The organism is Bifidobacterium sp. ESL1133 (genome assembly GCF_058107325.1).
In genome coordinates this window covers 494,062-516,310 of the sequence record NZ_JBYLUI010000001.1, presented here as the reverse complement: position 1 = coordinate 516,310, position 22,249 = coordinate 494,062, and the positions used below count along the sequence as shown (strand labels likewise).

The 22,249-nt window shown below is 51.8% G+C and carries 19 protein-coding genes; 12 read left to right on the top strand and 7 right to left on the bottom strand.

Translation table 11 applies throughout. The features are described 5' to 3' along the window. Positions 1 to 80 precede the first annotated feature (80 nt). The 5 genes from AC3B5A_RS02130 (at position 81) to AC3B5A_RS02110 (ending at position 3,651) form a co-directional block, all read left to right on the top strand. On the top strand, positions 81 to 887 hold the full coding sequence (locus AC3B5A_RS02130) for a hypothetical protein (protein ID WP_489798421.1): 807 nt from the start codon (positions 81 to 83) through the stop codon (positions 885 to 887). Positions 888 to 1,121: 234 nt separating this feature from the next. Next, positions 1,122 to 2,537, top strand: a complete 1,416-nt coding sequence (locus AC3B5A_RS02125) for a hypothetical protein (protein WP_489798419.1) — start codon at positions 1,122 to 1,124, stop codon at positions 2,535 to 2,537. Between the two features lie 122 nt (positions 2,538 to 2,659). Continuing rightward, positions 2,660 to 3,004, top strand: a complete 345-nt coding sequence (locus AC3B5A_RS02120) for a nucleotide pyrophosphohydrolase (RefSeq protein WP_489798417.1) — start codon at positions 2,660 to 2,662, stop codon at positions 3,002 to 3,004. Positions 3,005 to 3,103: 99 nt separating this feature from the next. Next, positions 3,104 to 3,373 carry a hypothetical protein gene (locus AC3B5A_RS02115; RefSeq protein ID WP_489798416.1) on the top strand — a complete coding sequence of 90 codons (270 nt, stop codon included), beginning with the start codon at positions 3,104 to 3,106 and terminating at the stop codon, positions 3,371 to 3,373. Between the two features lie 2 nt (positions 3,374 to 3,375). Continuing rightward, entirely contained in the window at positions 3,376 to 3,651 is a 276-nt protein-coding gene (locus AC3B5A_RS02110; RefSeq protein WP_489798414.1) for a hypothetical protein, read from the top strand. A gap of 78 nt (positions 3,652 to 3,729) precedes the next feature. On the opposite strand, the gene AC3B5A_RS02105 is transcribed toward AC3B5A_RS02110, so the two are convergent. The 4 genes from AC3B5A_RS02105 to AC3B5A_RS02090 all read right to left on the bottom strand — a co-directional run bounded on the left by AC3B5A_RS02105 (position 3,730) and on the right by AC3B5A_RS02090 (position 11,100). Next, positions 3,730 to 4,098: a hypothetical protein gene (locus tag AC3B5A_RS02105; RefSeq protein WP_489798412.1), complete on the bottom strand. Its 369-nt coding sequence runs from the start codon at positions 4,096 to 4,098 to the stop codon at positions 3,730 to 3,732. A gap of 29 nt (positions 4,099 to 4,127) precedes the next feature. Further along, the gene (locus AC3B5A_RS02100) at positions 4,128 to 4,868 is read right to left on the bottom strand and encodes a hypothetical protein (RefSeq protein ID WP_489798410.1); all 741 of its coding nucleotides are present in this window, start codon (positions 4,866 to 4,868) and stop codon (positions 4,128 to 4,130) included. Then, positions 4,861 to 6,087, bottom strand: coding sequence for an AbiH family protein (locus AC3B5A_RS02095; RefSeq protein ID WP_489798408.1), 1,227 nt, complete (start codon positions 6,085 to 6,087; stop codon positions 4,861 to 4,863). The genes AC3B5A_RS02100 and AC3B5A_RS02095 overlap by 8 nt, the downstream gene beginning before the upstream one ends. A 66-nt stretch (positions 6,088 to 6,153) precedes the next feature. Continuing rightward, positions 6,154 to 11,100, bottom strand: coding sequence for a type ISP restriction/modification enzyme (locus AC3B5A_RS02090; RefSeq protein ID WP_489798406.1), 4,947 nt, complete (start codon positions 11,098 to 11,100; stop codon positions 6,154 to 6,156). An 886-nt stretch (positions 11,101 to 11,986) separates the two neighbouring features. On the opposite strand from AC3B5A_RS02090, the gene AC3B5A_RS02085 reads away from it, so the two are divergent. Then, positions 11,987 to 12,430: a hypothetical protein gene (locus AC3B5A_RS02085; RefSeq protein WP_489798404.1), complete on the top strand. Its 444-nt coding sequence runs from the start codon at positions 11,987 to 11,989 to the stop codon at positions 12,428 to 12,430. A gap of 132 nt (positions 12,431 to 12,562) precedes the next feature. Here AC3B5A_RS02085 and AC3B5A_RS02080 read toward each other — a convergent pair whose 3' ends face one another. From AC3B5A_RS02080 to AC3B5A_RS02070, 3 genes are all read right to left on the bottom strand, one after another. After that, complete coding sequence (locus tag AC3B5A_RS02080) at positions 12,563 to 12,739, bottom strand: hypothetical protein (protein WP_489798402.1); 177 nt, start codon at positions 12,737 to 12,739, stop codon at positions 12,563 to 12,565. Between the two features lie 57 nt (positions 12,740 to 12,796). Beyond that, complete coding sequence (locus tag AC3B5A_RS02075) at positions 12,797 to 15,019, bottom strand: AAA family ATPase (RefSeq protein ID WP_489798401.1); 2,223 nt, start codon at positions 15,017 to 15,019, stop codon at positions 12,797 to 12,799. 76 nt (positions 15,020 to 15,095) lie between these two features. Continuing rightward, the gene (locus AC3B5A_RS02070) at positions 15,096 to 16,646 is read right to left on the bottom strand and encodes a DUF2130 domain-containing protein (RefSeq protein WP_489798399.1); all 1,551 of its coding nucleotides are present in this window, start codon (positions 16,644 to 16,646) and stop codon (positions 15,096 to 15,098) included. 432 nt (positions 16,647 to 17,078) lie between these two features. Here AC3B5A_RS02070 and AC3B5A_RS02065 point away from each other — a divergent pair, with 432 nt between their 5' ends. The 6 genes from AC3B5A_RS02065 to alsE all read left to right on the top strand — a co-directional run bounded on the left by AC3B5A_RS02065 (position 17,079) and on the right by alsE (position 22,088). Next, positions 17,079 to 18,731, top strand: coding sequence for a BglG family transcription antiterminator (locus AC3B5A_RS02065; protein WP_489798397.1), 1,653 nt, complete (start codon positions 17,079 to 17,081; stop codon positions 18,729 to 18,731). Positions 18,732 to 18,739: 8 nt separating this feature from the next. Beyond that, complete coding sequence (locus AC3B5A_RS02060; protein ID WP_489798396.1) at positions 18,740 to 19,165, top strand: hypothetical protein; 426 nt, start codon at positions 18,740 to 18,742, stop codon at positions 19,163 to 19,165. Then, positions 19,162 to 19,644, top strand: a complete 483-nt coding sequence (locus AC3B5A_RS02055) for a PTS sugar transporter subunit IIA (RefSeq protein WP_489798394.1) — start codon at positions 19,162 to 19,164, stop codon at positions 19,642 to 19,644. The genes AC3B5A_RS02060 and AC3B5A_RS02055 overlap by 4 nt, the downstream gene beginning before the upstream one ends. A 116-nt stretch (positions 19,645 to 19,760) precedes the next feature. Then, on the top strand, positions 19,761 to 20,072 hold the full coding sequence (locus AC3B5A_RS02050) for a PTS fructose transporter subunit IIB (RefSeq protein WP_489760785.1): 312 nt from the start codon (positions 19,761 to 19,763) through the stop codon (positions 20,070 to 20,072). Between the two features lie 45 nt (positions 20,073 to 20,117). Next, positions 20,118 to 21,236, top strand: coding sequence for a PTS fructose transporter subunit IIC (locus tag AC3B5A_RS02045; RefSeq protein ID WP_489798393.1), 1,119 nt, complete (start codon positions 20,118 to 20,120; stop codon positions 21,234 to 21,236). Between the two features lie 114 nt (positions 21,237 to 21,350). Beyond that, positions 21,351 to 22,088 (top strand): D-allulose 6-phosphate 3-epimerase, encoded by a 738-nt coding sequence (gene alsE, locus AC3B5A_RS02040; protein WP_489760787.1) that lies wholly within the window; start codon positions 21,351 to 21,353, stop codon positions 22,086 to 22,088. The last annotated feature ends 161 nt before the right edge of the window (positions 22,089 to 22,249 follow it).

Sequence of the window (22,249 nt, the reverse complement as noted above, 5' to 3'; positions counted from 1 at the left end):
CAATCACCGCAGTCCTTTCTGCGATTGGCGCCGGCATCGCGTACAAAAATCATAATCAGGAGCGTAGTCTGATTGCAGACTTGAACTCTGTTATTCCCAGTGCATCTGGGAAAGTGTCAAATATTGTAGAGGGCGAGAAACGGGATGCAGAGAACGAATATGCGCTTTTATTGTTGCGTAAGCATTTTGCACGATATGTAAAGGAGCGTGTTTCTATTAAAAATTCGAAAGAAAGCGAAGGATTTAAGCTCACAGGAGGCTTTCAATTTAGGGATCGGCTGTTTCAATGGCTGTTTGAAATTCCTAGTTTGATTGTTATCTTCGTAAAGTCTCTTATGCTTCTGGGGTATATCCTGCTCACATTTTCAGGAAAATTTCCGGTGGAGTATTTGGAGAGAGAACTTTCGTCGGAAAGAATTGTATCGACTCTATCGGTGCTTTTACTTCCTGTTGTGCTGATTGGAATAGGTTCAAGTTTTCGAATGCTGAATGTATATATCTGGAGAAGTAGGCTTATCAAGGTTGGCTACAATAAGTATATTAAGCCTGAATTTCTCAGGGTACAGCAACAATCAAGCAATTATGAACTTGTGTCAGGAGCTTATTGCCAATTACGCGAGAGTTTTAGCGTGCTAGTGAATAGTTCAAAAATAGGGCAGCACGCGGGGGTTCGTGGAGGAATAGCTGCTGTATGTTTTGTCGGAGTATTTTATATTTGGGAAGTTAGTACTCTTTTTATCAAGTTATTTGTTCAATCAGATGATTTAGCACGAGTTTTTATACAACTCATATCAGGTACTCTTAGATTAACATGGGTGATGAGTCTACTATTCGCTGACGTTATCTGCCTAATTCAGTATGCAACTCGGAAACGTGAATTGGACTAGGAGACGTTGCATAGGTATGGCATGTAGTTCGAAAGATGATGTGAACATCTTGGTTTTCTGATGAGGATGTCGTCCTGTCTCGTTAGTGTCTTTCCTGATTAGTCTAGAGCGTATTTGTACTCTTCGCGTTGGAGGGCTATGTTAGGTGAGCTCCATTTGCGGTTTCCATATTATTTATATCTTCTTCATTGAACCTGGGGATTAAGGCATTCCGAATAACGATAATATAGTGTTATGGATACTTTACAAGACACACCGGTCTACATTCTCGGTGCAGGTTTTTCAAAGGCAATAAATGATTCTATGCCTTTAATGAACGAGCTTGGTGAGGCAGTTGCCGCTAAATTCAGAGAAAAGACGGGTCGAGAAGTCGGGTATCAGCATGGGCAGTCTTTTGAAGCGTGGCTTTCTTTAGCTTCGGTAGATATGCCGTTTATGAAGAGTTATGAGAATCTTCAGCGTGCAGCGGATGCAGAGTTTTTGGTGTCCTTGATAGCTGAGGAGCTCGATAAGGTTATCGGCGACGGAGATTCCTTTAAGCTTCCTCTTTGGTTGTGTCAACTTATAGATGTGTGGAATGTGGAGCATGCGAAGGTTATAACGTTCAATTATGATATTTTGCTCGAACAGGCCATTAATAGAGTTCGGCCTCTTATTGTCGAGAGCAACCAAGTAACTGCAATGTGCGCTGACCAGTTGGTTTTTCCTAGGCCGAATGCCGAAAGAGATGGCTCGGCCATTGGTTTTGATACTGAAGCTCCCTTTTTGGAATCTATGCAAATTCTGAAATTGCATGGTTCATTAAACTGGTACTGGGCTGCAGATGATGCATTGGGTTCTTCTTTGAGAAGGGTTCCTGTCAGAAATTTGGGTGTAACGGAAGATCATTCGGTTCAAGGACTAGACAGGTTTCTTATTCCTCCGGTTTCCGAAAAATCTAAGTACTATCATCCATATCTAACTCGTTCCCTATGGAGGGATGCGTATGATGCGATTAGAAATGCCTCATCGATTACATTGATGGGGTATTCTCTTCCGAAAACAGATTCGGTTACGGTGGATTTGCTATCCGCTGTAGATCCGACCAATGCGTCGCTTAACATAGTTGATTTAAATCCAACTAAGGGCAATAAAGACTCGTTAAGTAAACGAGCGAGGCGTGCTACAGGTATTAATCGATCAAAGACGCGTGAATATGGTGGGCGTAAGTGTTTTGAACATTTCGTTAACGAACGTGTGAAGAGACTGGCAAGCAATTTACCATTGAAGGAGTTGTTGAGTGGGAATTCTTATTCCGGCGTACTGTTGATGGCGCACGATGCTCAATTATCTGCTTACCCGCGGTTTAAAACCCTTAAGATTCAGGATTCAAAGTTAGTTCCAGGAGATTACGTCGATCCCGGTAATATCAGTGCAATCTCTCCTGGGGACAGTATTTATGACGGGAATAGTGAGGAGCGTTATTATGAAAGCGACGAGTTGCTTGATGTCGAACGCGCCGATAGAATTCTGCAACAGAAAGGGCGTATCGTAATTACTCGTCCAGATTCAGTTGGGAAGAGAGTTCATAAATATAGCGCAATAGGTGCTCAAGCTGTTCCTGTTGGTAATCCTAGGGACATTGCTCTCCAAGTGACACAGATAGGTTAGTCGCAGTTGCAACGCCTCTTCGAATATGTCCGTGCTGTATTCCTCGTACGGAAGGTCGAGGACGATAGGTTTGACCACGTTGCTGCTCATGAATGCCATTGTAGAAGCGTATATTCACAAACATGATTAGCGAATCCACTTTGCAAGACCTACGTGATTTCGTCGACGAACGTGGCTGGGGCAAATACAACACTCCCGATGCTTTGGCGCGCTCCATCAGCATCGAGTCCGGTGAACTGCTCGAGTGCTTCCAGTGGGCACCGGACGCCGCAGATCCTGACATGGAGCATGTCAAGGAAGAGCTCGCCGACGTGCTCATCTACTGCATTGACTTGGCCGATGTCTACGGCTGGGACCTAGACGACGTAATCCTCTGCAAACTAGTGAAGAACAAAGTCAAGTACCCGGCTCAGGCCGTCAAAGGCAGCTTCGGCCAGTACCGAGAGTTGCACGGGGACGCTCGATAGGCAAGTTAGCTCATCGTTCCAAGCCCAGCGCACAACTAAACACAGTCCGCCACATATTGTGGCTGGACATACCGCATGCGCTGTAGTATGCTGGAGCGTATGCGCATTATCATCCACGCTCACGCCCTTGCTCACGGTCTCACGCCAGGGCAAGTGCAGGAGGCATTTGAGACTGGCTCGAACGGGGCGACTATACGCTACCGCGACCGCGCCAGCGAGCCGCAGCGATGGGCGACCGTAGGCTTCGACGCGCAGGGGCGGGCCATTGAACTTGTGTTTATCAGAGGCAACGACAACGCAGTGCTCATCATCCACGCGAATTATCTGACGCAAGGGTTTGCAGGCGAAATACGAACAGGAAGGAAATGAACATGAACAAGGAGCAATTTATTGCGGACAACGGCACGGTCGTCACCGACGAAATGATTGACCAATGGTCGCAAGAAGCCGAAGCGGGGTTCCCGGGTGCCACCATAACCCCGTTCAAGGGGCAAGCCTGGGAAGTCGAAACGGAGCCGCTCAAACCGCGAACCATCCGCGTGAGCGACACACTCTGGAACCTCATCAAGAAGGATGCGGCCGCCGAGCACATCAGCGTCAGCGACTGGGCCCGCCAAGCCCTCACCAACGCCGTAGCCGCACGGTGACCCACTTCTCATACGTAAAGCAATCCCGGGCATAGGGAGCTTACCGTGGTGATTGAGGATCGTTTGAGTCAAATTTCGCTATAACTCGAAAACCTCTATCAGGGCTTGCTCCAGCCTGCCGGTTTTCGCAGGTTGGAGCGTGTCGCAGAGTTTGATGTTGTCGGTTTCGATGCGTATTTCGCTGCTAAACCCGAGGATATAGCGCCGGCAGATCTGGTAGATGATTTCCGTGGGCGCGCAGCCGTACACCTGCTCGGCGAAGATGTGGTTCAGCCGCGCCGCGTCGTCCGGGTAAAGCGCTCGCATGCGGCGGCTACGGAACAGGCGCCGCACGATTTCGGCAACATACATGCCGGATTTCATGTACAAATCAGCAAAAGTGGCGTCCGGATTGTCAAAACACCTCGGATTCTCCCATTCCAGCCCGTCCACCATGTCATTGACCACGGCTAAGCATAGCGGAGTTTCAGATACCACTAAGCTATATGCTTGCGCTGCGTATTTTTAGCTAGCTTAGTTATGTTTTGAAGGTGAAAACAGAGCCAGTTTATTGGTCCCGTACCCTCGAGACGTATTTTGCGTTCAACGCGTTTGATGAGGTTTCTCTCGGCGATTTGGTTAGTTATTCTTTCCATTTCGTTGAGGAGAGTGGCAATTTCTTTTGGCAACGGGCTCTTCTGTATGGTGTTTAACTCATTCTGCTTACCATGTAGTGGTATCTTAGAAAAACTGTTATCGATGCTTTTCCGGTAAACATGATATTTGTACATGTTCAAAAGAACATCGGCATAGCAGTCGATGAAATCTGAGAAATTAGCAATATCGGATTGCCTGAAAATAAGTCTCATCTCATAAGCCACGTTGCGCATGTTTTCAAGTTTCATCAGCAGTGTTCGCTGCGATTCCGGTTCCAGCGGGTGATTTACTGCTCCTTGAATGCTTTCGAGGAAGGTATTGTTGGTTAGCCAATTAAATTCATCCTGAAAAGTGAGAGCGTAACCGTCTTCTTCTATCAGTTTGCAGGAACCAATCAACAATGACCGATTATCTTCATACAAGGTTAGGAGTCCCTTGCAAATACTCCAATCTTTGAGGCGGAGTTGGAATAGTTCTTGCCGGTTACTAAGGTGCCCTTGCCATACCGTGAGTCCGAGAGCAACCATAGCTGCCATTGCAGTAACGATACTTGTTACTAGTTGTAATGAAGCCTCAGGCATGACGATATTCCTTAACACTTAAACGGCCTTCAAGCAGAAGTTTGTGCATGAGGTTCTTACCATGATCTTCGTTATCCAGAGTTCCGCCATATCTGGTAAGAAGCTTCGTAACTTTTTGGAACATGCTTTGCTGTGCTTCGGTAAGTGAGCAGGGCGTTCCACTATCGTCTATTTGGTACCGTTTGTAGTAGAAGATCAATCGAGTCTGACTGTGATAAAGATTCACGGTATCAAAGATTGCTTGGAAGTATGAGTAATCGGCCTCATTAAGCGAATGGCCATAAAATTTAATCAGCGATGTCGGCTCTTGGTCGTCGTTTCTATGTACAAGTTTCTTACGGTCGGGATTATTGAGAGCCAGTAAACGGTAAGTTTTGGTAAATAGCAGTGCCTGGGAGTCTTTTTTCAGGTTTGTGCCGTCAATCCCTATGATGATATTGGTGCTATCAAGTCTTCCGTGGATGTTGACTTCTGTATCATCAGGGGAGAGAACTCCGGCTATTCCCAACCTTGTATAGTTGAAATTTAACACCGATGTGTGAACTTCTACTGTCGGGCCTATAGGGAAGAACTCATCATTTGCCAAGGTGCGAAGCAGGGAAACTGACTTTTGTGTATAAGCGGCGTGCTGATCTTTTTCTTCGAGGTAAAGATAAGTAGCAAAGGCATTTTCGAAGGCATGTAAATCGTCGAGTAAAAACTGATAAATATTTCTTAGGTAATCTGCCTGAGTGTCGTATGGATTATTTACAGTCCTCAGATATAGAGCAACGGCCAAATCGCAGTCATTACGATAACCTGAATTTTCACCCAGCAGACTTACCATTTCGGATGGAGATTTGTTTATCAGTCTTATGGCCTGTTCGAGTGGACTCAATATTGAAGAAACGAGATTATTTCCGTCTTTCGAAACGCTGTCATCGTTAGCGGAAGAGTCTGCAGTCCATACGGTTATTAAGCGCTCTATGTCGCACCAGTTTTCTTCGTTCTTCTTCGTAAGACGCAAAATAACATCCCAAACTGTTAAAGCAAGGTCTTGTAAATCTTCCCCCCATGTCTCGCTAAAAGGTAGTTGATTAAGTTTTGCTTCTCTTTCTTCAAAGAAATCAGTGAATCTGGACTTCAAACCACATTCTAGGTCGAATCCATTACCCAGCACGATGAGTTGATGTTCTATCGGTAGAATTCCGAGCTTATCAGTGGTGGGCTCATATCGCATAATGCACTTCCTCAGATTTACGCAAGTTGCAGCTGATAGTTCTCTTCTATGGGAAGCTTCGACGGCTCAGCTTCTCCATTCGGCGGGCCAGTTGGCGGGTTGGGGGAGTTCCTCTAGGGCGGGGAGGGTTTCAACGATGTCGAGGGTGTTCATGCTGACGGTGATGACGCTTTCGACCAGATCCGCGATGTAGCGCGGGTCGTCGGAGTACTCGTTCGGGTCGTTGACAATGCCGGACTTCTTGTCGGTGGTGACCCTGTAGCGGTCGATGAGCCAACCGATGGCGCTCTTGCCGTTGACCACATAATCGTAGGCGCGCATAGGGATGCCCTCGATGGTGAGGTTCTCGGCCACCTGCAGCACCGTCATGTCCGGGACCTTCTTGCCTGATTCCGAGTCCTTGACCTTCTTCGGATAGGTCATCTTCTCGGTGCGCCCGGGGTCCATGCTGTCACCGATTTCGTGCACCGGCCAATGGTCGATGGTCTCATAGTCCAAGTGCAGATGGGCGAGTTCGCGCCCGGCTTTCATGAACGCCTTGAAATCCTTGGCCAGCGGGATGCGAGGCAGCTCCTTCTTGAGATTGTTGCCGAAGCGCTCGCGGTATTCGGGGCTGTGCAGGATGCCGTACACGTAGTAGAAGATGTCCTCCTTGGTGATTTTTGTGTGAGGATATGCTTCGCGGAAGACTTTCAATCCTGCATTCGTGATTGCATCATGGCGTATATAACCATGCGAGTCTGCGTTCGCTGAGTTAAGACCTGTGAGCAAATTTATATTCTCTTTACCTGAATCTTCATACCAGTTTAGAGGGAAATATTGTCCGTTAAATTGCAGCTGAATATCTGGCATAAACTGCGCCATAATTGGATATGAATCGCGGCCTTTTGGCAAGCATATTTCGAAATTCATTACTTCAGCGTATGGGAACAGCTTGGGTTGCTGATAAATCATTTCATTTGTTTGTCTATCGAACCATAGAAATTGTTTGCAGAAAGGACGATAGATGGCAGTGATTACATTTCCTAGGCGTTTGTTTATCTGGTTTCCCTTTGCAAAGCTTTGTCTAAATCCGCGTGTCCAGTTGATGTGTGGATTGTCATTTATATAAGAGGATTTATTCTTGCCTGGTTCCGTATTGTTTTGGAGAGTAAGTTGCTGATTATAATAATCTATCGTGTCGTTCATGGAGTTGACGACTTGGTTATAGGAGAAGTTGTAAGCCCAAGCATCGCGGCCAGATTGAATTCCACGCGACCATGTTTTGAAGAGGCCGGTAGGTAATTTCTTTGAGCCATCCTGTATGCCCATGGGTATGAACTGGGTGTAGCTGTCGTCGCGGTGGTTGAGCCAGTCGCCGTGCTTGTCTTGTTCAAGTCGATTCCACTCCGGGTCGGCGGTGGTGCAGTCTTTGAGGATGTTGAGTTTGGTTTCGCGGCTGAGGTAGTCGCCGATATTGTGGTAGTAGATCGCCCCGTGCTCGTTGGAGGTGGGGTTCTTGACTAGCATGGTGATGGTGATGGTTGTTCGTGTCCCCGCGCCGAAGACGTTGTCCTTTTCTTTGCGGCGTTGTTCTCCTTGGGTTCTGGCGTTGCCGCGTAGGTTGTAGACGTGGATGGTGTTGAATTCGCTGCTGAAGCAGCGGCGGACGCCGGCTCCTGAGTTGCCGGTGAGCCAGCCGCCGTTGGAGACGAAGCAGACGATGCCGGAGTCGCCGATGCGGTCGGAGGCCCAGCGGAAGGCGCGGATGTAATGGTCATACAACGAGTTGTTGTTATTTGCGTCTGACCCTATTGCGTAGGTCTGTTCGATGCGCTGGTCGAGAGAGGGGTATTTGGTGTTCTGGTTGCCGGTGTTGTCGCTGTCGCCGGCGCGGTAGGGCGGGTTGCCGATGATGATCCTGATGGGAAGGTCCATCTGCTGCCTGACGCGCTGGGTGTTCTCGGTGAACATGGTGTCGTCGAGGGTGTCGCCTTCCTCGTGCATCTGGAACGTGTCCGTCAGGAGCGCGCCGGGGAAGGGCTGGTAGTCGCCGCCCATGCGTTTGTGGTAGGACTGTTCGATGTTGATGTCCATGATGGTTGCCGCAAGCGGCACGATCTCGTTGGAGTGCAGGTCGTGCGCGTACTTGTAGGGCAGGTCCCGGTCGCTGATGAGGGTCTGGTCCTCGATGAGGCGGCAGATGTAGGTGCCGGTGCCGGCGAACCCGTCGAGGATATGCACGTTACGGTCGCCTAGCGACTGGCCGAACTCGTGTTGCAGGGCGCGTTGGACCATGTGGAGCTGGGCGTCCACGACCTCGACGGGCGTGTAGACGATGCCGAGGCTGTCAGCGGTGTCCTTGAACGCCTTGGTGAAGAACTCGTTGTAGATCTCTTTGATGAGGTTCTGCTTGGCCGCGTCGCTCTGCACCTGGCTGGCCGAGAGCCGAACCGAAGAGTACAGGTCGTTCAGGGTGGGGTTGTCGATGGCTTTGGGCAGTCCGGCCTCGTACAGGGAGTCGAGCGCTCGGTCCAGGCCACGCACGATGGGGTTGCCTTCCAGGACCTCCTTGTTGGTGAAGAGCGTCTGGAAGATGGGTTTGGTGATCTCGTGCTGGGCGAGCACTGCGATGGCGTCCTCGTCCTTGTAGCCCGGGTTGAGCGAGTCGCGCAGTCCTTGGGCGAACGCGGTGAACGATTCGCGGGCGGCACCGGTGTTCACGAGGTCAGTGATTTGCGTGATGCGGTGTTTGGCGATGCTGGCGATGTCGTCAGTCCATTCGCCCCAATACATCTTGGTGCCGCAACGGCGCACGATTTCGGCGTTGATGTTGCGTGCCATCTCGCTGGAGACCAGGTCAAACTCTGGCTGCATCGCGCCAGAGCTGGAACTAGATCCGGTATCTTCGCCATCGTGGCCATCAAATTCTCCCGGATCCACGTTGCTGCCGATAGGTGGCACATTGTTGGCTTTGGGTTTCTTGTGCAGGCGCAGTTTGGTTTGGTCAAGCACCTCAACTTCGACGATGCGTTTCAGTGAATCGGTATCTCCTAGTGCGGCCGCGTTGATGACCGCGTCGAGCCTCTCGTCGTGGCTGCGCAGGGCGCGCACGACTTCCCATACGGTGTCGTAGGCGCCAGAGGAGAGCACGGTGTCAGGGTCAGCTCCCATTGGCACAACCACGGGGATAATGATGTAGCCATACTCCTTGCCCGGCGCTTTGCGCATCACGCGACCTACGGACTGGATGATATCCACGCGGCTGCGGCGGGCCGAAAGGTACATGACTGCGTCCAGATCGGGTACGTCGATGCCTTCAGCCAAGCAACGGGCGTTCGAAAGGATATGGCATTCATTGTCAGCAGTATCTCGAGCAAGCCAGTCAAGTTTCCTATGCCGAGTCTGGGAGTCCATGCCACCGTCGACGTGGTCAATTTCGACTTGAACTTGTTTACCAGCCTCAATCATGCCCGCGTTCTCGGCTGTAGGTTCGAGTGACTTCGTGTAATCTGCTATGACCGCGCGGAACTTGTTTGTCAGAGCCTTGGATGCCTTGATGGACGGAGCAAAAGCGATGGCATGATGGAGCACGCGCTTGGCATCATCATGGGGTTGTGTATCCGCCACTTCACTATCTGCACCGGTTTCACTGTTTTCGATGAGGTCGCTAACGCCTTGCGCGTGGCGACGGTCGAAGAGTGCCTTCCAGCAGCCTACGAACTTCATGGCGTCATCGAGCTCTAGTTCCGAGCCAGCGCCTTTGCCGTAATGTTGCTGCATGGTCGAGCTCATCATGTTCTCGGCCACTTGCATGACGACGATTTTGTAATCGGTAAGCAGATCCATATCCACGGCTTTGCCGAAGCTTAGCCGGTAAGCTATATTGCCGTAGGTATCTGGGTCGTCCATGCTGGCAATTTCAACGGCGCCTTGTACGGCCTTGTTTTTCGCGCCTTGGTCGAAGATGCGCGGCGTAGCGGTCATGTAGAGACGCTTGGCTGAGCGGATGAACTCGCTGTCGTGCACCTTTTGGAACGCAGCCTCGCCGTCCATCACGCCGGTGGTGCGGTGCGCCTCGTCGCAGATGGTCAGGTCGAAGTCGAACAATCCTTCCTCTTGCGCCTCGTGGATGACGTCGATGCTCTGATACGTGGAGAAGATGACGTTCAGTGCGCCGTCCTCCCTGTGGAAACGCTCGGCGACTGTGTGCGCATTCGTTGTGGCTGGGAAGGGGATGTCCGTAAGGCTTCCGTAAGACTCATCTTGCTTGACTTCGCTGGCGCGGTGGTCTGAGCACACTACGTACACGTGAATCTTGCCGCGCACCTGGTTAACCCAGTCGCGCATAGACTGCGATACCAAGCTGATGGAAGGCGCGAGATACAGTACAGTGCCGCCATTGCCTACGAACTCCTCGGTGAATCGTAGCGCCGTCAAGGTCTTGCCGGTGCCGCATGCCATGACCAGCGAGCAGCGGTCTGCGGTAGAAAGCTCCTTGCTGACCTTATCGATGGCTTCGCGCTGGTGCGGGCGCGGGTCGAACACCGTGCGATTAGCGGGAGTCTCGCCGTTCATGAAAGCGTTCCAGTCGAGATTCGCGTCGCGCATGGTGTCGAGGTCAAGACGCACTAAATCTTTGCTCGAACTCAGAATGAAATTAAGCGAAAAATCTTCAAGGTTGGAGGTGTAGGACGGTGCGGTATCGGCCAGCATAAGGTGCCCGTAAGTATCGTCTGCACTGGCATTCATGAAGAACGTCGACACATCGCGCTCGCCGAGAGTTTTGTTGTAGCATTTGGCCTGAATTGCCCAGTAGGAGCCATCGGTATCCTTGGCTACAAGGTCAATGCCGGTATCCTGTTTCCCGTGATTCGTAGGCGCGTCATCCCACATCCACACGTCTTCGATGTGCTCAGACCAGCTTGGATCGTTGCGCAGGAAGAACTCCACCGCCCGCTCGAACCTCGTGCCCTGCTCTCGCGTATCAGCCGAGTCCTCTACGATCTTCGCAAAAATCTCATCAATCGACATGCTGTTCCTCCCCGTTGCTCAATACTCCAAGGATACCGTGTGGAGGGTGCATTAGGTGCTTCAATCTACTAAGCTGAAGCTATGGAAGATAATGAAGGTAACAGGAAAGACCAAGATTCTAGCAGTGATGCTACGAAAACTACTGACCAATTTTTTACTATGAATGCATTTGCATGGTTCGAACTCATTTGCGCAAGAGTTTAGTAAAACAGTGAGCCCAACACTAATTGGCGCGTTCGGAATTTAGATACTTTTAATCAGATGTATAAAGGCAATGTGCAAGGCATTCTTAATATACTGACTCCGATACAGACCAATTTGGATAGTCTTACTCGGTTTGGATCGGTTGTAACTGAAAGCATTGATAAAAGTATCAGTATAGGTCTGCAGAACTTCGCCGAGAACATCGCTGGTTTGTCGAAGGTTAATTTCGCACATTTTGCCAAAAGTTTTGAGGCGGGCTTTGCTGGTTTGAATATTGCTCCTCAAATTAATACGGTAGTGACGGACAGCTTTAGCTTAGGGTGCACAGTATAGCTAAGACTTTCAGCGAGAGCAGCAATTATCTTGTCAGCAGTCTGAATGCGGCCCTGCAGAATATATCTTCATTTCAGTACCCGAAGAATTATTACCCTTCAAATATAATGGAAACCGCGGAGAGTTTTTCTTTCGAAGACTTGTATGAGATTGAATATAATGACGGAATTGCTGTGTTCCATGTTATGCGTCCAAGGCTGATTGATTGTTTTTTACGTGCTAAGAAAGGTCAAGAGCGAAGAGTGATTTTGTCTGATGCATACTTTCAGATCTTGGACGACTGCCAGCAAGCGATAGATGAATCCAAAACAGTGGCATCGATTTCCGAGAGAAGGAAGAAACAGGATGAATGAGTGAAGAATGGTTCGTGTCCCTCCTCGAAGAGGCGATATGCGTATTACGAGAAGAGAAGTATGCTGCAGGGGAGTCGCTACTTGCAAATCTAGTAGAGCCGCTTGCGGAGCGTTTAAAAATCAGCTATGAGGGCATGGAAGAAGACATATCCTTAAAGAGAAGCCCTTACAAGCATTACATGCCATTTGCAAAGGAAAAATCCAGTTCTGAAGAATTACTGAAAGAGAAGGATACACGTTTTGTTTTAGGATTCCTTCCGGTTTATGTTGCTATGCAGCATTTCAGAGTAGAAAAAGGGGATGGAATGCCCAAGGAATTCTCCCGACACGCTATTGCACATAAGCCCACCAAACAGCAATTCTCAAAAACGAACGCAGCTCAAGGTGCTCTATGTGTGACTTCATTGATGGCATACCACTTTCAGTGGGACCTGCGGTGATGGAGTAAGTTCTCAAGTCATGTAGTATTGCGTGTTTGATAATAACATCGGTAGCAAAGTAGATATGCTACTTACGACATCTCCTAAAAGCAGCAGCGAGATACTGCGGCACGGTGCTGCTGATTAATGTCTTCAAGAGGGAAAGATGAGCCGGAACTCATCGAGCCGCTCCAGCTGATCTCCGAACTCGCGGTACGCATACATCGAGAACACCGACGAGGCAACCGACACCTTGTCGCCGCTCTTGATGGTGCGCACCAAATCGTCCTTGACCAGCTCGGTCCGGTTATCAATGAATCCTGAAGGCATAGGTACCAGTGTAGCTGTGCATGGATAAATTGCAGCATGCCATAATTCTGCACTGTGCTATTTCGAAGCAGCGGCTTCCTTGAGTTCCTCATTCCAGTAGTGGTCAAAATGATTTACATCATCTAGGGTTTCGAAGTACCACTGTGCGACTTCAATGATTTGTTCTCGATCGTAATCGTTTGGATTAATTTCGAAGTCGTATAGTTCGTGAGAGTTAACGTCCATACCTTTTTTCAGCTCTGAAACGATATCATACCTGACAGGATCATCACTATTTTGAGTAATAAGTTCTTCGATGCCTTTGGCACCGTTGAATTTTGCGTATGTTGTTAAGATGCGGCGCAGAGGGTTCCACATGAGACCGGGTTCGTTCGCTTCGTAAGCGTGGTGAAGTTCATGCCATAGTGACGTATAGCCAGTTTGAATGTCCTCTTCGGGTCTAGTAATTTTCTGCAGCTGTGTTGAATTATTGTGCTTGTAGAGTGTAAAGCACGCAACCCTTCCATCGTTGGGGGTCCATCCATATGGTCTGCAGTTCAAGAAGAAATGCGTGTTGTGAGTAAGCACAACCAGGATGTCATCATCTTTCATTATTGAGGGTGACCGTTTTTGTAAGCCGTAGTAATGTTGAATGCAACTGTACATGAGATACTGGGAAGTTTCGTCATTGCTATTCATTGGATCATCAATAATTGTTAAAACTGGTTTCTCAGCAGATATGGCTGTCAATTGTTGCATGAAGTACAGGAAGGCAACAAGATTCATTTCTCCAGTGCTCAAGGAACTGATTTTTCTTTCCTCACCATCGCTTATGATGCGGTACTGGCCAGAGCTGGTTCCATCGCCATCATCAAGAAGGCGCAGTTCGAACGATGTCATTCCAATGGATTGAAGTAGTTTCGTGATATTTTCTGCTGCGAGTGAAGTGTCAACTGTACTTTTCCGAATTTCGTCCTTTTTACGTTTCAGAATTGATAACTGTTTTTCGGCCTCGTTGTAATCGGAATCTGCGGTGTCTAAAAGTGCCTTGGCTTGAGTGATAGCATCGCACAGTTCCTGGTGGCTGTGGCTGTCGTATTTTGCAGAATCTAATAGCTCGGCGACCATGCTTAAACGCAGTTTTTCCTTGGCTCGCCGCTGCTTTTCTTCAAGCGCGTTTCCGTATGCAATATTCTCGGCATGTAGCGCGTCAAATGCAGACTGGTTTTCTGCTAATGTGATTGTTGGTATTTGCTTGGTTATCTTTTCGAGCGTGGCAAAGACATCATCTTTTTTCTGCTTCAATTGTGAAAGAAGGAATTCTAAATAAGATATCGCCGCTGAAACATTTTCTGATACAGATAGATTCAGATCTGTAATCTGCTGTCGGTACGGTGAGTAGTAAGTGGAACTGTCGATTGAGACAACTGATTTCAATTCGCTTATCGCATTATTTATGGCGTCGTACTCTTGTCCTAAATCATTTTTGAAATCTGCTGTAGCTTTGCTAAAGAGCCTGTCGAGCTCTCTCCAGCGGTCATCAGTGAGCGGACCTCCGCAGAACGCACAATATGAGTCGTGTTGTCGATCATGACATTTCATGCCTTGTTCAGCGAATCGTCTTTTCGCCGGGTCATCGCCAATTCCTCGTAATTCTGCCGTTGCTGTGATGCTTGTAGTTACTAGTGTGTTGACGGATTGAGTTAATTCTTGGAGATTAGGAGTTGGATATGTTATCTTCACTGGTTCCGTAAGTTGCTCGCTCAAACATTCAGACTTAGCGGCTTCTATATCTGAGTCGCTAAGTCGGAGAGCATTAGACCTATCTTGCTTAAAATTGTTAATGTTATATGTTGGAATCGATATGGTCGGGTTGCTTGTTCTTTTAATCTTGGCAGCTTGTTCCGTGTAAAAATGAGTTAATTTATTGCCGGCAGTTGTGTAATTCTTCTGTGCGCGGTCGCGTTTGCTGTATAGATTTTCTATTTCTGAGTCCACAGATAGTTGCGAAACGATCTCTGCAATTTTGGGGTTCAATTCATTAATCTTGTTTTGCGCAGAAGTGTTGATTTCCCCCATTGTGATGGCGTTCAATTCATCATTTCCTGCCACTAATCCTTTGAAACCGTCAAAACGTTTCACTTGATAGGAGTCCATAAACTGCTCGTATAGCATATTGGCGAGTGAGGTTTTGCCCGTTCCGTTCTTGCCGTAGAAAAAGTTCACCCGGCTTAGCGAGATATCTTTCGACTCAAAAGTAGGGTGGGCGGAAGTTGAACAATCTAGTTTTAGAACGGGCATGGTTGGTTTTCTTTCATGAGTTATTGTTTTTGGACGTGCGGAGAGATATGAGAGTTGCCTTTACTGAGCCACTGTATTAGCTTTCCACCTCCTCAAACTTCCTCTTCATGGTTTCGTTGCCGCGGGTGAGTTTGCGGATGGTTACGTCGTCGGCCTTTTTGCTGGCGAGTTCTAGGTTGCGCTGGGAGCCGACCAGGTTTTCGCGGATTTTGTTGAGGTGGTCAATGGACTTGTCGATCTCCTCGATGGCGGTGTTGAACTTGCGGGCGGCCAGGTCCACGTTTTTGCCGAACGCGGTTTTGAACGTGTCGAGCTGCTCTTCGAAATGCGTGATGTCGATGTTCTGTGCGCGCTCGGCCGCCAGCGCCTTCTTGTACTGCAGCGACCCGAGCGCGGCGTTGCGCAGCAGCGTGATGATCGGTATGAAGAACTGCGGCCGTACCACGTACATCTTCTCATACTTGTACGAGACGTCCACGATGCCCGCGTTGTACAGCTCGCTCTCCGGCTCCAGCAGCGTCACCAGCACGGCGTATTCGCAGCTCTTGTCGCGCCGGTCCTTGTTAAGCTTCTTGAAGAAGTCCTCATTGCGGTGCTTCTTGGAAAGCGTGTCCTCGTCGTTCTGGTTCTTCATCTCGAACATGATTGAGATGACTTCGGTGCCAGCTTCGTCGCTTTCCCGGAAGATGAAGTCGCCCTTAGTCCCGCCGACGCTCGTGTCGTTGTCCTTCTCGAAGTAGGCGGTGGGGAAGGCGGCGGCGCGGATCTTGTTGAATTCGCTCTGGCAATACTGCTCGAGCGACTCGCCGATCTCCTTTGTGCTCAGTTTCGACTTCATGTCGCGCAGCCGCTCTATCTGGTCGTCCCGATCCTGGATCTGCGTCTCGTACTTTTCCTTGAGCGACTTCGCCTCAATACTGTTCTTGAGTTTCGCCTCGTCCAGGCTGTGCTGCAGCTCGAGTATCGTGCCGTCCTTCTTTGCGGCCGCCTCCTGTAGTGCGGCCTTGCGCTCGGCTTCGGCAAGTTTGGCGGCGGCGACCTTCTCACTATTCGCTCGTTCCAAGTCGTTCTTGAGCTGGTCGCGCTCCTTCTCTACGGCGCTCACGGCATCGGTTATTTCGTGCTGTTTGGCGCTCTGCGCGCCGTCCAGCTCGTTCTTGAGTGAGCTGATCTCTACGTCCTTCTTGGCGATTGCCTCGTTGAGCTTTCCGGTAGCCTGGCTTTGCGCCAAGTCAAGCGCCGCCTGCCGCTCATGCTCGGCCTGGTCAAGCTGCGCCGTTAGGGAGCTGACCTGCTCTTCCAACGGCTTGAGTGCATCGTTCACCGCGAGCTTGCGCGCGGACTCCTCGCCATCCAGCTGTGCCTTGAGTTCCTGGGCTTTGGTATCCAGCTGTGCCCGGAGCTCCGCAATTTCGGCATCCTTGCCGGCGGCCGTCTTCTGCAGTTCGCCTGCAGCCTCGGCCTTGGCGAGCTCCAGCTCTTTCTGCCTCGCGTCTTCCGCCGCTTCCAGCCGCTCGTGCAGCTGCTTGTCGAACTCCTTATCGCGCACCTGCTTGACGATGTCGGCGTAGCCCGCTTCGTCCACTGTGAACATCGCTCCGCACTTCGGGCATTTGATTTCATGCATTGCGTCCTCCGATGCTTCATTGCATGCTTCGGATATTTGAGGTATCCCACGCAAGCTTTTGTACATAATATACTATGTTGCATGAATATGATTCGAACCCAGTGAAGATGGGTAAGCGTGAGGTATGTGACAGCTTTGTCTATTCTGTGGCTTTCGAGATTTATACAAGGCCGGGATTGTGTAAGTATGAACATTTACTTTGATTGAAGTGCATCAATGACGTGTGAATACGAATCATAAGTCACGTAATTAGTGTCCATCAGCACAAGCATTCGCTCACGTGACGTATGTACTATTCGCTTTTGCAAATTTTCCCAAACGCACCACAACCCCACCCCTTCATGTCGGTTGCCAACCGCCGTAACCGTGTTCTGAATGTGGCGTTTCGCCTGCCGCTGCGCCATATTCTGAATATTGACAAGGAGGTTGACGATGGCGTTTCATGAGCAATCCGTGATGGATTATCTGTCGAACAGGCGTGATTTTGTGCCGGCTGCCGACTTGGCTGAGGCGCTTAATGTTTCTGCACGCACGGTGGAGCGAGCCGTTAAGCATATCAACGCTTCGAACCCCGGAGCGGCCCCCATTCTTTCCCGCCGGGGCAGGGGATACCGTGTTTCCGATTCCTACGCGGCTCCGAGCGCCGACCCGTTCGCCTTGCCGGTTGACGCCGTGGTGGCATCATCGTGGCGAGATGGCAGTGGCAGCGGTAACAGTAATGGCAACGGCAGCAGTAACAGAGGAAACAGTTCCAGCCGCTCCAGCAACAGCACCAACGGTTCCAGCGGCGACACAGCCGGCAGAGAGCGCATGGGCGGCCTGACGTCCGTGGAACGCCGCAGCGAAGTGTTGAAAACATTGCTCATGACCGCGCCTCAGCATCACCGGGTCACGGACTTGTGGGGCAGATATTTCATCAGTGATTCCGCCATCGCCATGGATGTGCGCAAGTTGCGCGACATGCTCGCCGGCTACGACTGTACCGTGGAGCGCAGCGGTGACATGGTGTGGGCCGCCGGCCCGGAGTCCGGCATTCGCAAGGCCATTTGCGACCTGCTCTCCAGCTCTGACGTGGTGAAAACCGGACGGTTTCTCAAAACCGATCAGCTGGTGCAGCGCCGTGACGCTGCGTTCGTACAGCGCCAGCTCGAGCACATCGAACAGCTCACCGGCGCCAACATCACCTATCCATACAGCGTGAACTTGTTCACGCACCTCTACATTCTCATCGAACGTTACCGTGAGGTGGGGGTGCTGCCCGCGGAGAACATTCCCGCCGAAGCGCGCGCGGACCTCGAGCGTCACCCCGGCTGGCTGGCGGTATGCCGGTCCATCATCCACAACGTCAACGTGTATCTTGACACGTCCCTGCCCGAAATCGAAACGTACTACCTCTACCAGTACCTCTCATCCTCGCGCATTGACACCGCTCTGCCGCAATCCCAATCACAGGAGATGCCGCAGCTGGTGGGCGAAGTGACGCACTGTCTTATCGCCGAGGTGCTTGCCGCACCGCGATACCGTGACATCGATGGCGACGAGTTGTTCGTGAGCCTGGCGAAACACATGAAACCGCTCATCAACCGGCTGCAGAACAAGATTCGTGTCAACAACAACCTGCTCGGTCAGATCATCCTCGAATATCCCGACCTGTTCCAAACGGTGAAAGAGGCGGTGGCACGCACGGCGGAACGGTTCGGATTGCCTCAAGTGGACGACGAAGAAGTGGGATTCATTGCCGTGTATTTTGCCAATGCATTCGACACGGTGCGCCCCAAGGTCAATATGCTGCTGGTGTGCACCACCGGCATGGGCACCGCTCAGCTGCTGCAAGGCAAAATCGAGCGCAGGTTCTCCGAATTCAACATCGTGAGCACGGTGGCCTCCAAAGATTTGCGCAACGTGTTGGCGCAACACCCAGAGGTCGATCTCGTGGTCTCCACAGTGGCGTTGCCGCACGACATCAAAGCGCCGGTTCTGGTGGTGAGTGCCATGCTCACCATCGAAGACCAGCAGCGTCTGGAACGGCAAGCGGACACCATTCGTTCCGAGCGCTTGGCCCGGGACGCAGGGGGTGAACAATGAAGCGACTCGTGAACTGGAACGATACCGAGATGCAAAGGTGCCAAGACATGCCGCATGCGTTGGAAACGGTGGCCGTCTATGCGCAGCGTCAAGGGTTGACGGGCGACCAGGCCGCGCTCGCCGCCGCACTGCGCGAGCGCGTGGCCGTGGGAGACGTGACGCTTGCCGCCGGTCTGGTCAATCCGCACGCCAAGAGTTCGTGTGTGAAACACAGCGCGTTGATATACATCAACTTTGGCACTGAAGCGCGGCCGCGAACCCTTGGGTTTGACCGCATGATGGTGACGCTGCTGCCCGAACGCCCCGACGCCGAGGACGTGCAGGAGATGAAAGCCTGGTATCGCGCTTTGGCCGACGAGACCATGTTGGCGCATCTGGCCAACGGAACAGAACAAGAAATCCGGTCGCTGGTACTGGAGGAAGGGGAATCATGACCGAACCGAGCGAAACTGACACGTCGGCGCTGGCCGAGGTGCTTGATGAGAGAACGATCGTAGCGGGTCTGGAGGCGCATAGCAAAGATGAGGTGTTCCAAGACCTCACCAAGCGTCTTCTTGACGCCGGGTACATCAGCAATGCCGATGCGTTCATCGAAGCTGTTCACGAGCGTGAACGGCAAGGTGCCACCGGCATCGGCGACCATGTGGCCATTCCGCACGGTCGCAGCGATACCGTCGTGCGTAACGGCATCGCCATCGCCATTCTGCGCAACGAAGTGGCATGGGAATCCTTGGACGACACCGGTGCCAAAGTGGTCGTGCTCTTCGCCGTCGGCTCCGACGACGCGGATTCGAAACGGCACCTGCGACTGCTTTCGCTCTTCGCGCGCAGACTCGCCAAAGCTGACGTGGTCGCCGCGCTGACAGCGGCCGACAGTGTGGGCGACGTCAGGCATGCGCTGCTTGGGCAGTGACGTGCGTGCGACCTGTACCGGTCTCAGCGTCATAGCGTCGCAGCGACACAACACTTTGGGCACACCTTGCGGAAGCTCAACACAACAAGATACCAACCAAACACAAGGAGAACCAGATGAACATCGTAGGAATCACCGCATGCACCATCGGCATCGCGCACACCTATCTGGCGCAGCAAAAGCTCGAGGATGCCGCGAAAGCCAACGGAGACAACATAAAGATCGAAACCCAAGGCACCATCGGCATCGAGAACGCGTTGACCGCCGAAGACATTGCCGCCGCAGACGTGGTGATCTTGGCGGTCGACGTCAAAATCGCCGACGAGGGCAGGTTCGAGGGCAAGAAAGTGGTCAAGGTCTCCACTGACACCGCCATCAAATCCCCGAACAAACTCATCGCCAAACTTCACGAAATCGCCGAGAAATAAACCGTAAGGCAACACCACATATAACGAAAGGAAAGGAGAAGTTCAATGAAGAATTTCTGGAAGCAAGCAAACTTTAAGGGCCATCTACTCACGGCCATCTCGTACATGATCCCGATTGTGTGCGGAGCCGGCTTCATCATCGCCATCGGCATGGCGTTCGGCGGCAAGAGCCAGGACTCGCTCGTCATGGGCAAGTTCGACTTCTGGCAGGCACTCGCCACCCTCGGCGGCAAGGCCTTGGGCCTGCTGCCTGTCATCATTGCCACCGGCATCGCCTTCTCGATTGCCGGCAAGCCTGGCATCGCTCCCGGTTTTGTAACCGGTCTGGCGGCCGTTTCAATCAGTGCCGGCTTCATCGGCGGCATCTTGGGCGGTTATATCGCCGGCTGGCTCGCCTTCGCCGTGCTCAAGTATTTCAAGGTGCCGAGTTGGGCGAAAGGCCTCATGCCCACGTTGATCGTCCCGTTCTGCGCCTCGCTGGTCAGCGGCCTGATCATGGTCTATATCATCGGCACGCCGGTCTCGTGGTTCACCAACTGGCTCACCAACTTGCTCACCAGCCTCAACGGCACCTCCAACCTGGTGCTCGGCGGCGTCATCGGCGGGCTGAGCATCGTCGATTTCGGCGGCCCGATCAACAAGACCGTCTTCGCGTTCGCCCTCACCCTGCAGGCCCAGGGCATCAACGGCCCCGTCACCGCGCTGCAGCTGACGAACACCGCCACCCCGATCGGTTTCGGCTTCGCCTACCTCGTTGCCAAGCTGCTGCGTAAGCGCATCTACACCAACGAAGAGGTGGAGACCCTGAAGTCCGCGGTGCCGATGGGCGTGGTCAACATCGTCGAAGGCTCCATCCCGATTGTCATGAACGACATCGTGCGTGGCGTCATCGCTGCCGCCTGCGGTGGCGTGGTCGAAGGCGCGATCCTCATGTCCCTGACAGGCGGCAAGGGTGCGACCGTGCCCTTCGGCGGCTTCCTCATGCTGCCCACCATGGGCGGGCTGTGGTGGGTCGGCCTGCTGGCCATCGCTGCCAACATCGTGGTGACCGGCATCGTCTACGCCATCATCAAGAAGAACGTCCCCGCCGAGGAGCTGGAAGGCAAGGCCGCCAGCGCCGAGGATGAGGACGATCTGGATCTGGACGACATCCAGGTCATGTAACCACACTTGCCGCCGCACATTGCCTATCCTCGCGCGGCGGCATCCCCGTCCACATGATGCTCCTGCCGCAACGCCGCAACGGCACGGCAGGAGCGTACGAACGAAAGGACCACAATGACGACAACTTCCACCGCAGACCTTAAAGCTGGTCGTCCCATCCAGCTCGCCCCATCGTTGATGACGATGGATCTCGACCAGTTCAAGGAACAGATCGAGTTTCTCAACCCGCGCGTCAACATGTACCACATCGACATCATGGACGGCCATTTCGTGCCGAACATCACGCTTTCTCCCTGGTTCATCGAGCAGACGCGCAAGATCTCGAACGTGCCCATGAGTGCCCACTTGATGGTGACCGACGCTCCCTTCTGGGTGCAGCAGCTCATCGACATCAAGTGCGAGGAGATCAGCATGCCCGCCGAAGTGACCAACGGCGTGGCGTTCCGACTCATCGACCAGATTCACGACGCAGGGCTCAAGGCCGGCATGGTGATGAACCCCGAGACCCCGGTGAGCGCACTCATGCCCTACATCGACCTGCTCGACAGCGTCATGGTCATGACGATCGACCCCGGATTTGCCGGTCAGCGCTTCCTTCAGGTGTGCCTCGACAAGATCACCGAGCTGCGCGAGCTGCGCGAAAGGCACGGCTACACGTATCGCATCGAGATGGACGGGTCCACCAACCGTAAGCATTGGAAGATGATCTCGGACGCGAACCCCGACGTGTACGTTATCGGCCGCTCCGGTCTCTTCGGCCTCACCGACAACATCCAGGACTCCTGGAACCAGATGGTGGACGAATACGAGGAGACCACCGGGTATCGCTTCGATACCGGTCGTATGCAATGAAACGCATGAGCATCAGGAGCTGCAATTCTTGCCATCATGGCGAGGGTGTTGCAACCGTATTCGTTGTGCGGCAGGTGGGCATATCTGCCAGCCGCACAACGAATACGAATCACTATGAATCACATGGCATTGATCGATGACAATCATGCCGGTACTTACGC